The sequence below is a fragment of the Erysipelothrix sp. P66 genome (assembly GCF_038682365.1).
GTDB lineage: Bacteria > Bacillota_I > Bacilli_A > Erysipelotrichales > Erysipelotrichaceae > Erysipelothrix > Erysipelothrix piscisicarius.
On sequence record NZ_CP152290.1, the window covers coordinates 1,050,018 to 1,062,763 of the forward strand.

14 protein-coding genes are annotated in these 12,746 nt (G+C 36.3%); 1 reads left to right on the forward strand and 13 read right to left on the reverse strand.

Annotated features, from left to right (window positions below):
• Position 1: 1 nt before the first annotated feature.
• The 13 genes from deoC to AAG186_RS05165 form a co-directional block, all read right to left on the reverse strand.
• Positions 2–664: a deoxyribose-phosphate aldolase gene (gene deoC, locus AAG186_RS05105; RefSeq protein WP_342621340.1), complete on the reverse strand. Its 663-nt coding sequence runs from the start codon at positions 662–664 to the stop codon at positions 2–4.
• Positions 651–2,117, reverse strand: a complete 1,467-nt coding sequence (locus AAG186_RS05110; RefSeq protein ID WP_161636365.1) for a UDP-N-acetylmuramoyl-L-alanyl-D-glutamate--2,6-diaminopimelate ligase — start codon at positions 2,115–2,117, stop codon at positions 651–653. The genes deoC and AAG186_RS05110 overlap by 14 nt, the downstream gene beginning before the upstream one ends.
• 2 nt (positions 2,118–2,119) lie before the next feature.
• A complete protein-coding gene (locus AAG186_RS05115; RefSeq protein ID WP_161636364.1) occupies positions 2,120–2,866 on the reverse strand; it encodes a hypothetical protein in 747 nt (248 codons plus the stop codon).
• Positions 2,863–3,564, reverse strand: a complete 702-nt coding sequence (locus AAG186_RS05120) for an RsmE family RNA methyltransferase (RefSeq protein ID WP_342621341.1) — start codon at positions 3,562–3,564, stop codon at positions 2,863–2,865. The genes AAG186_RS05115 and AAG186_RS05120 overlap by 4 nt, the downstream gene beginning before the upstream one ends.
• Positions 3,564–4,304: a pseudouridine synthase gene (locus AAG186_RS05125; RefSeq protein WP_161636362.1), complete on the reverse strand. Its 741-nt coding sequence runs from the start codon at positions 4,302–4,304 to the stop codon at positions 3,564–3,566. Before AAG186_RS05125 ends, AAG186_RS05120 begins: the two co-directional genes overlap by 1 nt.
• Positions 4,288–4,824: an SMC-Scp complex subunit ScpB gene (gene scpB, locus AAG186_RS05130; RefSeq protein WP_125164401.1), complete on the reverse strand. Its 537-nt coding sequence runs from the start codon at positions 4,822–4,824 to the stop codon at positions 4,288–4,290. Before scpB ends, AAG186_RS05125 begins: the two co-directional genes overlap by 17 nt.
• Entirely contained in the window at positions 4,824–5,549 is a 726-nt protein-coding gene (locus tag AAG186_RS05135) for a segregation/condensation protein A (RefSeq protein ID WP_342621342.1), read from the reverse strand. The genes scpB and AAG186_RS05135 overlap by 1 nt, the downstream gene beginning before the upstream one ends.
• Before the next feature lie 22 nt (positions 5,550–5,571).
• Entirely contained in the window at positions 5,572–6,870 is a 1,299-nt protein-coding gene (locus AAG186_RS05140; protein WP_161636360.1) for a pyrimidine-nucleoside phosphorylase, read from the reverse strand.
• A 2-nt stretch (positions 6,871–6,872) separates the two neighbouring features.
• Positions 6,873–7,325 (reverse strand): dihydrofolate reductase, encoded by a 453-nt coding sequence (locus AAG186_RS05145; RefSeq protein WP_125164399.1) that lies wholly within the window; start codon positions 7,323–7,325, stop codon positions 6,873–6,875.
• A complete protein-coding gene (thyA, locus tag AAG186_RS05150) occupies positions 7,325–8,194 on the reverse strand; it encodes a thymidylate synthase (protein WP_342621343.1) in 870 nt (289 codons plus the stop codon). The genes AAG186_RS05145 and thyA overlap by 1 nt, the downstream gene beginning before the upstream one ends.
• Positions 8,195–8,225: 31 nt before the next feature.
• Positions 8,226–8,531, reverse strand: coding sequence for a single-stranded DNA-binding protein (locus AAG186_RS05155; protein ID WP_125164397.1), 306 nt, complete (start codon positions 8,529–8,531; stop codon positions 8,226–8,228).
• A gap of 121 nt (positions 8,532–8,652) precedes the next feature.
• Complete coding sequence (locus tag AAG186_RS05160) at positions 8,653–9,909, reverse strand: pitrilysin family protein (protein ID WP_342621344.1); 1,257 nt, start codon at positions 9,907–9,909, stop codon at positions 8,653–8,655.
• The gene (locus AAG186_RS05165) at positions 9,896–11,122 is read right to left on the reverse strand and encodes an insulinase family protein (protein ID WP_342621345.1); all 1,227 of its coding nucleotides are present in this window, start codon (positions 11,120–11,122) and stop codon (positions 9,896–9,898) included. The genes AAG186_RS05160 and AAG186_RS05165 overlap by 14 nt, the downstream gene beginning before the upstream one ends.
• 77 nt (positions 11,123–11,199) lie before the next feature.
• Between AAG186_RS05165 and AAG186_RS05170 the strand changes: the two genes are divergently transcribed.
• Positions 11,200–12,648 (forward strand): nicotinate phosphoribosyltransferase, encoded by a 1,449-nt coding sequence (locus AAG186_RS05170; protein ID WP_161636356.1) that lies wholly within the window; start codon positions 11,200–11,202, stop codon positions 12,646–12,648.
• Positions 12,649–12,746 lie beyond the last annotated feature (98 nt).

Consider the following 12,746-nt stretch of genomic DNA (forward strand, 5'->3'; position numbering starts at 1 on the left):
TTTAATAATCGGATTGACTCACTTCGTTTTTAACTAATGCAACACCCGAAGAAGTACCAATACGGGTTGCACCCGCTTGAATCATTGCCTCCATGTCTTCTTGGCTTCGAACGCCACCAGAAGCTTTTACGGAAGCTTGGTCTTTGACTGTATCTTTCATTAACTTCACATCTTTAGCTGTTGCTCCGCCTGTACTAAATCCTGTTGAAGTTTTTACGAAATCCGCCCCCGCAGCAACAGCAAGTTCGCAAGCCTTCACAATCTCATCATCTTCTAAAAGACATGTTTCAATAATAACTTTAAGAATGTTATCTCCACAAACGGATTTAATGGATCGAATTTCATTTTCAATTAAGTCATATTTTTTATCTTTTAATGCACTTACATTAATAACCATATCAATTTCATCCGCGCCGTTATTTAAAGCGTTTTGTGTTTCATAAACTTTAACTTCAGTTGTATTTGCGCCTAATGGAAAACCGATAACGGTACATACTTTAACGTCAGTACCCTCTAATAGTTCATTACAAAGGGAAACAAATCCTGGATTAATGCACACACTCATAAAATCATACGTTTTTGCCTCATCGCATAAAACACGAATTTGAGCCTCAGTAGCATTTTGTTTTAGTAATGTATGATCAATGTATTTACTTAATTTCATTTTCTTTTCCTCCATATAGTTTTTCAATGATACGTGATGCGCAAACCTCATCACCCATCCACTTTTCTTTCGTTCCATGCTCACGGTAAATAAATTTCTCTTCACCTTTTCCAATTAACACAACAGTATCGCCTGGTTGAGCCATTTTTAATGCCTTTTCAATTGCATCAATTCGATTGGGTACAAATTCATAATTATCGCCATCAATGCCAGTAATGATATCTTCAGTAATATCCACGACACGTTCATCACGGTTATCGTGTTCTGTAATAATAACATGGTCGCAATAAGTTGAAGCAACGCGACCCATAATCGGTCTTTTAGCCGTATCTCGGCCTCCCGCTGCCCCAAAAACCGTGATGATTCGAGCGGATTGAGGTTGTGTTTCACGAACAAATTCATAAACATTTTTCATACTATCCGGCGCATGTCCAAAGTCGACAATAACTCGATACGGTTGTCCCTTTGAAATCATTGTTTGACGACCATCAACATGTTCAATATCTTTAAGTTCTGGAATAATCTTTTCGATTTCGTATCCACGTTGATGAAGGATGGCGATGACATTAAGCATATTGTATACATTAAATATCGCAACGAAATTGGTAACAACATCGTAGGATTTCCCTTCATGAACAAGTGTAAATTCCGTAAAGTCATCATGTAAAACAATATTTTGAGCACGATAATTTGCATTTTTATTTTCAATTCCATAGGTCACAACATGAGAATAATCTTGTTTTAGTAGGGTCTCTCCATACTCATTATCAATATTGATGACCATAAATCCTGATGGTTTTAAATTATCAAAAAGCATTTTCTTAGCTTCAAAATAATTTTCCATCGTTTTATGATAATCAAGATGATCATGGGTAAGATTGGTAAATGAAGCATTATCGAAATCTATAGACTCGACTCTTCTTAATGCTAACCCTTGACTTGACACCTCAAGACATACTTCTTCAACACCTTCCGAACGCATATCATGAAGGTAAGACTGCAATTCAACAATATCCGGTGTAGTTAATGATGGTGCAAATTTATGATCATTATATTCCACAGAAATTGTGCCGATATACCCTGCATTCACGCCAAATCGTTTTAAAATATTGCGAACCGTGAGCATTGTCGTGCTTTTTCCATTCGTACCGGTAATACCATACACATACATATTTTTTGATGGACTGTCATAGAATCGATCCGTTATCCGATGTAATTCAGTCATGACATCCTCGACACGTATATAAATAACACCTTCAATCGGTTCAATGTCATCGGAGTGCACAACGGCAACAGCACCATTTTCGACCGCTTGTTGGGCAAATTGATGACCATCTACAGTCAACCCCTTTAGACAAAAGAACATACCATTCTTAACACGATCACGAGAATCGAGTACTAAATGATCAATATCACAATCAAATTCTGTGTTCACAAGTTTATTCAATTTCATACTTATCTCCTACTCTTTTTTTCTGCTTTAACGCGTTGTTTATTAATTTTCTTAATGCAGCGCGGTTTGATAAGTTCATTTTCAATACAATAATCTAATAATTTAGTTTCATCCAAAGTTAAAATCAAATCAGCGACCTGTTTAATTTGTTTCGCGTCGAGTTGCTTTTCAATCCATAGTGGAAATGATTCACACCCCTTTAAATTAAATCGATAAAAGACATTGATATCTTTGCGAAATAACACGATTTCTTCCTCATTTCGCGCGATAAAACGTGCGGAACTCATGTTAGCGATATACGGATTCAATCCATAGATATCACTTGAAATTAATCGATCTTGAAAATCACTATAGAGTTTAAAGTATTGAGGTAATTCCAATATTGCGGTTTCACGATCATAAAGTGTATTTAACAAAGGATCGAAAAACGGAATGTATACTCTATTTTCATTTTCAATCTGGAATACTTTTAATTTTGACTTCATCGGTGCGATGTCGCATTGAACAATGAAATTTCGTTCATTAAAAAGCAGATTATCCCACATATCAAAATGTTCATTACGAATACGCTCAAATTCATTTTCAAAAGCTTTTTTAGTTTCTAAACTATGTTTAAATATATCCAGTTTAAAGAGATCAGAATCTGATTTAAGACTCATTCCCAAATTATAATATTTATTCATTTCCATCAACAGTTTCAATTCTTTTTTCGGTCGTTTTTGGTCATGATATTTATTCAATATATTCACTTAATCACCTCACACGCCGAAACGATATTACAAATATAGATACTTGCAGTTTCAGCTCTAAGCACATTATCACCAAGGCTGACCTGACGATACCCCATGGCCTCAAACTTAACACGTTCATCGTTACTAAAGCCACCTTCTGGTCCAACAAGAACCGTAATGGATGGTGTCGCTTCGTCTACAACGTGAATAAGATGCGGTTGATTTCCGATATCCGCATAAAGATTTAAATCCGATTGATACTGTGGTAATTCATTAAGTGTCGCAATCCCTAAGACTGGCACCTCATATTGTCGATAAGATTGTTCAGATGCCTCTTTCGCAATAAGATTTAAGCGTTCCATTTTACGTTCAGATCGTTTACCAAAATCACGAACAACACCATGTTGGCTTTGGTAAAGCACAATCTCATCAACACCACATTCACACGCTTTTTGAATCATCCACTCCAATCGCTCAGATCGTATTAATGAAGCAACAATTCTTAATTTATATTTCTTTTTTGCCCAAACAATTGATTCTTGAACTTTGAGTTGTGTGAGGGTATCGTCCAAAAATGTTGCGATGACACCGTTTCCCATGTGATCTACCAGTCGAATCGAATCACCCTCCTGCATTCGAAGTACTTTTCGGCATTGATGTAATTGATCTGCACTGAGTTGCAAGTCTTCAATTGATTCAATGAAGAATTGTTGCATTAGATTTCACCTTTAGCGGTTAGAAGTAATTTTTTTACCTCAAATGGTTTTAATTCACGATATTGTCCAATTTTGAGATCGTTAATATCGAGATATCCAATTTGATAACGGTGAAGCTTTAATACCGGCAGACCAAAGTGGGCAAATATTTTACGGATTTGTCTATTCTTACCTTCATGGAGTGTAATCGAGAATTGTGTCTTATCTTTCGTCACATCATATTTAACGCGACTAATTTCAACACCTTTATAATCGACCCCTTCAATTGAGACGCCTTCCTTAAGAGAATTGGTTACTTCATAAGAAAGTCTCCCCTGCACACTCACACGATATATTTTCGATAAATCGAATTTTGGATGCGTCATGTAGTATGCAAAATCGCCATCATTGGTTAAGATGAGCGCACCTGTTGTTTCACGATCTAAACGGCCTACAGGAAATACCCGAATATCATTAGGCACTAAATCAACAACACTTTCCCGTTCTTTGTCATCGTTTGCACTTGAAACAACGCCACGAGGTTTATTAAGAATGTAATACACTTTTTTTTCTTCTACGGTAATAATGATGCCGTTAACCATGACGCGGTCTTCCGTTGATACCTTCATCCCTTGTTCGGTCACTTTAATCCCATTAACCTTTACTTTACCCTCGTTTATTAAAACTTCGGCCTTACGACGCGAACAATAGCCGCTCATCGCAATAAATTTTTGTAATCTAATATTATTTAAAGAGTTCATTATTTTCTTCCAACATTTCTATCTTAATTTCTGGTAATTCTTTTAAACTTGTCAGCTTAAAGACATCCATAAACGAATTCGTCACTTCATACAGAATTGGACGCCCTACAGAATCCGCACGACCACATTCTTGAATTAAATCCAATGCCTCTAATCTTCGACACATCATATCACTATTTACACCGCGTATTTCTTCAATTTCTAACCGTGTAATTGGTTGTTTATAGGCAATTATTGCGAGAGTCTCCAAAGCGGCTTGAGATAATTGCCGATTTTTATTAAATTCAAGCATATCCGAAATTGTTTCGTGTAGCTCTTTTTTTGTTATCAACTTATAAACAGATCCGAATTCAACCAATTCCAAACCTCGATTTAAGTCCAATAAACTTTGTTTATAATCATTTATTTTGTTATCAAATGCTTCATTTTCGATCCCAAGAGCGAGCATTAATTGTTCTTTATCAACGCCTTCTTCGCCAAAGGCAAATAAAATGCCTTCTATGATTGCAAAATCAGTCATTAAATCGCCCCTTTCAAATAGACCGCTTCATCTTGATAGCTCATTTTTAAATCTCCCATTCTTAACATATCTAAAACGGCTAAGAAGGATACAAGCAGATATTGCAAGTTAGGTGCTTGTGACAATACATGATCAAGCGATAAAACAACCCCTCCTTGAAATACTTTTCTTAAGTCCTCTACAACATCATCTACAGAAAGCTCAGCGCGTTCAATTGAAACATCCTGAGGATGGGCTAACTTAAAACGACTCATCACTTTCATCATTGCATTCATAAGGTCATAAGGTGTTTGCTCGTAGGTAACCGAATCTTGCAAACTCGTTTTAATTTCCTTAAATAAGCGCGACGAGATTGGTTTCGCGAATTGTTTTGATCGTTCCTCATACCGCTCCGCTAATTCAATACTGACCTCTTTATACCGTTGATATTCGATGAGTCGTCTCACAAGATCATTCTCATCCTCTTCAACGTCTTTAGCGTCAAGTTCACTCTTATCTCTTGGCAAAAGACGCTTGCTTTTATACTCAATTAAACCAGCAAGTTCACTTAGATATTCAGATGCTACTTCAAGTTTTTGATCTCGAACGCTATCTATAAACGCAATATACTGGTCCGCTAAGTCATCAATATTCAAATCAAAAAGATCCAACTTTTTATCTTTTATAAGATAAAGCATTAAATCCAATGGACCATTAAATTGATCAATAGATACTTCAAAATTCATGGTTATTCTCCAATCTAAACTATTATAGCACGGCAGCAATTAAATTTGGTTTTTCAACTGCTTCTTGACCCATGATAAAACACGATACTGTATTATTTTTGTGATCATCTGTAATGGGTGTATCACTATATAAAGTCGCTAACAAATCACCTTTATGAATGATATCTCCAATCTCTTTACGAAGCACAATACCCGCTTTGTAATCGATGACATCTTCCTTCGTTTGTCTTCCTGCGCCTAAATGCATTGACACAATACCCAGTTCCATTGCTTTTAAATCATGGAGATACCCATCCTGCTCTGCAAACACTTCAACTTCATATTTTGCATTTGTGAAATGATCTAAATTATCAAAAACCGATACATCGCCACCTTGTGCTTGAATCCACTTTAAGAAGGTTTCATAAGCAGCACCGCTTTGCAATGTTTCTTTAGCCAATTCGTAGCCCGCTTCTGGGGAATCCGAAAGGTCTGCTTGGAATAGCATGTATCCAGAAGCAACAAGACACAATTCTTCAAGGTCCTTTGGACCTTCATTTTTTAAAGTCATAATTGCTTCTTTTACTTCAAGAGCATTTCCAATTGAATGACCCAATGGTTGATTCATATTTGAGAGCATCGCATTGACTTCTCGGCCAAGATTACGACCAATTGTAATCATGGTGTCCGCTAATTCGCGAGCATCTTCTACAGTCTTCATAAAAGCACCTTCACCGTATTTCACATCTAGCAAAATACAGTCAGCTCCACCTGCTAGTTTTTTTGACATAATTGACGATGCAATTAAAGGAATTGCATTTACCGTTCCAGTAACATCGCGAAGCGCATAGAGGACCTTATCTGCATAAACTAAATTTCCAGTCTGACCAATAACCGCTAGATTGATTGCATTTACTTGATCAATAAAATCTTGACTGGACACTTCAATATTAAACCCAGGGATTGATTCTAATTTGTCGAGTGTTCCACCTGTATGTCCTAATCCTCTACCACTCATTTTCGCAACTTTGGCACCGGCTGCCGCTACAATTGGGCTTAAGATAATTGTTGTTTTATCGCCAACTCCACCCGTGGAATGTTTATCAACTTTTTTCCCTACAATGGATGATAAATCAATGATATCACCACTACGCATCATCGCATCCGTTAGCGCAGTTGTTTCATCCAAACTCATCCCTTTGAGCACAATTGCCATGAGTAAAGCACTGGTTTGATAATCTTTAACCGTACCTTTAGTAACTCCGTTAATCCAAAAACTAATTTCTTCTTGGCTTAACTCAAATCCATCACGTTTTTTTTCAATAATTTCTACTATAGTCATAATTATATCCTCTCGTAAGTAACTTGTTTAAAAGTACTATATTCAACCTGATTCTTGATCTTGAATTCTAAATCAGAAAAATCTGGAAAAAATGTATCACCAATCACATCATTTGGTATATACGAAATGATTAATTCGTGAGCAAAAGGTAAACTTTGAGCATAAATTTCGCCGCCACCTGCGATAAAAATAGTTTCTTTGGAATTTTGATGTTGAATTAAAAATGCCCTAAGATCTGGAATTGCATTTTCAATCAAAGTGTTACGTGTTACAACATATATTTCTCGATTATCGAGTTTCTTGGGAAGACCTTCAAATGTTTTTCGCCCCATAATCACTTTTTGATTTAAAGTTGTTTTGCGAAAATGTTGGAGATCCTCTTTATTATGCCACGGCATTGAGCCATTCAAGCCAATCGTACGATGTTGGTTCATTGCAACAATGATTTTTATCATCACACACTCACCTTAGCTTTAATTAGTGGATGTGGATCATAGCCAACCACATCAAAATCTTCAAACTTGAAATCCGTAATTTTCTCTTGGTTTCCATGGATAACCAGTTGTGGTAAAGATTTTGGTTCACGTGCTAGTTGCAATTGAACTGCATCATAGTGATCGTTATAGATATGTAAATCTCCAAAGGTATGAACGAACTCTCCTACCTCCAAATCACACACTTTAGCAATCATATGTAACAACAACGCATATGAAGCAATATTAAATGGAACACCTAAAAACACATCCGCACTGCGCTGATAAAGTTGCAATGATAATTTTTGGTCATTGCTTACATAAAACTGCATAAATGCGTGACACGGTGGCAATGCCATTTGATCAACCTCCGTAGGGTTCCAAGCACTCATAATAATACGACGTGAGTATGGATTTGTTTTTATTGTTTCAATGACATTATTTAATTGGTCAACGCCCCCAAAATCACGCCATTGCTTGCCGTAAACGGGTCCTAATTCCCCATGTTTTTGCGCAAATACATCATCTTCAAGAATGCGTTGAATAAATTCATCCATCGATTCACCCTTGTAATCTTCAGATTTTTTATAAAGTTCGTAAGGCCATTCATTCCAAATTCGGACTTTATTCTCGACAAGCCATTTAATATTGGTGTCGCCACTCACAAACCACAGTAGCTCTTTCGCTAACGATGGAAAATGAACTTTTTTAGTAGTAAGCAAGGGAAATCCCTTGCTTAAATCAAAACGCATCTGATAGCCAAAAACACCCTTGGTACCCGTTCCCGTACGATCTTCTCGTAGTGAACCGTGGTCTAATACAAATTGACACATTTCCAAATAATTTTTCATTTTATCACCTACTTTCTATTATACAAAAAAATCACTCTCTTGGGTACTCTTTCGGGTACAAGAACTCAAGATGTTCTGCAATTAAGATGAATTGATCATCATTAATTTCCAATCGACCTTTTACAGAGATTAAACTCCCCGGTTTACAAGAGTTTGTCGTCGTCTCACTTGCACCCCGCCAAAGTAGAATTGGGAAGGTATCCTTTCTAAAAATCCCTGTCGGAGTTCTAAAATTTGAAGTAACACTAACGTGCATCAATGCATAACTCTCATTTGAGTGATCTTCTATTGGCACAGGCATAGTTTCTATGTGACCAACCAATTGGACAAAATTCATAGTATCCTCCTTTTATTTTTTGTGTGGAATTGCCCACAAATATAAATTTACTTCAAATTATAAACATCCTAAATATTTTTTTGTAAATACAACAAAAAAGTTAGATTCTTGAGAATCTAACTTAGTTATTTGCATGAATCATTCGTAAAAACGTATCGTCACTGTCTAAAATCACACCCACAATTTCTACGAGTGCATCATAGGATAAGTCTCGAATCATTTCTAAATATTCAAAATACGAAATCCCATCGAAGTGTGCTCGGCCCAACGTAATGGCGAGCTCATCAGTTTTACTTAATGACATAATCATTTCACCATAATAACGCTTCTTTAACTGATTAAATAACGCTTCATCATGTTTAATATGAGCCATGCGTTCTTTGATAATCGCTTTAAACGCTTCGTGTTTATGGCCTTCATTCACAAAATAGATGACTCCAAAGGACTCACGAATATCAACATCATAACCATATGAGTTCGAAACAATACCTTCATCAAGCCAAACCTGATAGTCAGGAATCATTTCCGAAAAGTTCATTTCCAATAACATACGAATTAAAAATTCATCTTTAAGCTTATGATTCCGGTTATATGGAAACTTAAAGGAATAAGTCATCTTAGGAACTTCAACATCTCCTTGAATTTCGCGCTCTTTAATCGCTACACAATGCGGTTCTTCATCAAAAAAATCAACCACTTCTTCCTCGGATGCAAGATGACATTCAGTTTCTTCAAGTACAATGTCCGCCACCTTTTGTGGATCCATAGGCGTTACAATCGTCAATGCCATACGATGATCTGAATAATTCATTTCAAATGCTCTAAGTAAATCAGCACGTGTCGTTTCTGTCACACTTTGTTCTGTTCCCGCAATGTCATAGATAAAGGGATAGTGGTGAAATAGATTTACATACGTTTCGTTTAATAAACGCATATCCGGCATCTGTTCATACATTTTAATCTCTTCGATGATAATACCCTTCTCTTTTTCAACACTGGCTTCACTTACACTAAACTTACTCACAAATTGAATCAACAAGCGTAATGGCGCTTCTAAATCACCGTTATGCCCAAAATAATACATCGTTTGTTCATAAGAAGTAAAAGCATTACCGCTTGCACCAAGTTCCGCAAACTGACTCAAAATGTCTTTGCTCTCATCTTCAAAAAGTTTATGTTCTAAGAAGTGTGCAACCCCTGACTTGTGCTCAACAACAGTTCCGTTCAAACTCTGTTTGAGATTTAATGCACCAAATGGCGTTCCGTAAACTGCGCTGGACCGCTTAAATCCAGGTCGATGCACTACAGTAACGCTCAAACCACTGGGTGTCGTAAATGTATACACTTTTTCGTTAAAATCGTTCTTAATTGTTTTCATTAGTTTCACCTCGATACGCAAAGATAAACGGTTTTGTAATTTTTTCTAGTACGGCTTTCACATCCGCTTCTGTTACAGCACGAATTTTTTCTTGCATTGATTCAATGGATTCATTCACCTCTAACATATTGTTTCTAAAGGTATGATCTGCAATACTCTTAATTCGTTCTGTATTGCCTTCCAATGAAAGATCTAAGTAATTAATCGCTGCTTTAAGATCTAAAGGCTCCTCACGAATCAAGTCAAATTGCTCGTCAATCAATGATATTGCTTTCTCAACATTTTTATCACTTACGCCTGTCGCAATATAGAAAATTCCATCATAGACTTGACGCGATGCATAGATTGAATAACATAAGCTATGTTTCTCGCGAATATTTTGAAATAAAAGTGATGTTGGAAGTTGACCTAAATATGCGATAAATACCAAATATGCATAATATAAATCGTCATAAGGTGTGATGCTTGTTTCATAAACACATACCAGCTCACTTTGACTTCCTTTATAACGTTCCTCAAGATACGCGTTTGTAATTTTGGTTTTTAATAACGCTTCATTTATGGGCATTGAATGACCTACTGTAAATGCATCGAAATTACACTCACGATCAATACCTCCAACTAAATAGATTTGTTTATTAAATTCTTGAATGCAACGTGTATGGAAATTTTGAATTTCTGCTAAGGTAATGGTGTCCAAATCTTCTAAATCACCAAAAGCACTTAATCCAAATAATTGACCATCGCCCGCATACTTAAAACTCTTAACCAAAGCATTTTGGGATGCATTTTCTTTGATGTGCATGTGACTAATACGTAAATTTTTCTTAGCCTCTTCAAGGGTTTGTTCAGAAAGAAGTGGATACAGATACATATCCTTAAGCAACTTAATTTGTTGATCAAGCAACGATTCATTTGTGAATCGCTCATGAATCATTTTAATTCCAAGGTCAATAACTTGATACGTGCCAAGGGTATACGTTAAAGCACTGGTCTTCGCCCCGTACAACATATCGTGTCGCTGTGCCAGTGATGTTTTTGTAGGGTTTTCTATCAATCGGTCTCCCATCATACGTGTTAATAAATTAGCAATCGTATTTGTTCGTGATTCAAGCTTAAATACAATTTTTAACGAAAGATACACTTCATGAAACTTTTCTTCATTAATTTGATAAACCTTTATGCCATTTTTTAATATTAATTCTTCATTCATGATACATCCTCCAAAAAATGATACAATATAATAGCATTGTACATCAATATGATGTAAATAGAAAGAACGGTGACAGAATGATAAAACCTAATGATGCAGTCTTTTTGACTGACTTATATGAATTTACGATGGCTTATACATATTTCAAACAAAACCGACATGAAGAAATTGTTTATTTTGATATGTTTACCCGTAAAATACCAAACCAAGGGGGCTATCTCATTTTCAATGGCTTAAGCAAACTTATCGAAACAATTAATAATTTTAAATTTACACAGGATCATATTGATTATCTTTATGAACAAGGCTTTACAGATCCGAAATTTCTTGATTATTTATTAAACTTAGAATTAAATCTCGATATTTGGGCAGTGGAAGATGGAACTGTAGTCTTCCAAAATGAACCCCTTGTAACGGTGCGGGGTACCGTGATCGAAGCACAGCTTATCGAAACACTGCTCTTGTTATCCATCAACTATTCTACTTTAGTGACAACTAAAGCGAGTCGCATTGTAAATGCAGCCCGAGGACGTGCTGTCCTTGAATTTGGCGCACGTCGTGCACATGGTTATGATTCTTCGGTCGATGGAGCACGTGCTGCAATCATCGCTGGATGTATCGGGACATCGCACACGCTTGCTGGTTATCAATACGGAGCCAATGTTTCTGGAACTATGGCACACTCGTATATTCAACTTCATGATTCTGAATTTGAAGCGTTTATGTCTTTTGCGGAAATTAATCCAGATAATGCAATTTTTCTAGTTGATACCTATGATACATTAGGATCCGGTATCCCTAACGCAATACGTGTTGCACATGAATATCTAATTCCAAATGGATACCGCCTTAAAGCCATCCGACTCGACTCCGGTGACCTCGCCTACCTATCCAAGGAAGCGCGCAAAATGCTTGATGAGGCAGGACTTGAAGATTGTAAGATTATGGCTTCAAACTCTCTTGATGAATATCTCATCGATGACCTCATTTACCAAGGTGCACAAATTGATTCATTTGGTGTTGGCGAAAATTTGATAACTTCTAAATCTGAGCCAGTCTTGGGAGGCGTCTACAAGTTAGTTGCCCAAGAACATTCAGATGGAACCCTGACACCTAAAATTAAAGTCAGCGAAAACATCGAAAAAATTACAAACCCAAGTTATAAACGTCTCTATCGTTTTTATGATAATCATACAAACAAGGCACTTGCAGATTACATTGCACTTGCAGATGAGATTATTCCAACAGATACGATTACAATCTTTGATCCATCAGCGCCTTGGAAGAAAAAAACACTTACCGATTATCAAGTCAGAGAATTACAAGTTCCCATTTATCAAAATGGTAAATGTGTTTATGAACTACCCAATCTTGAAGAAATCGCTCTATATTCGCAAAAAGAATTGGAAACAATTTGGGATGAGGTTAAACGTCTTCACTACCCTCACCGCTACTACGTTGATTTGTCGCAAAAACTCTATGACCTAAAATTAGAACTTCTTCACAATATTAGCGAAAATAAATAGACTCTATGGAATTCAATGTTTTCTGTTTTAAAATACATTTCCACATAAAAAGGTATGATTCTCTCCTAGAAAATCATACCTTTTTTCTTTTAATATTC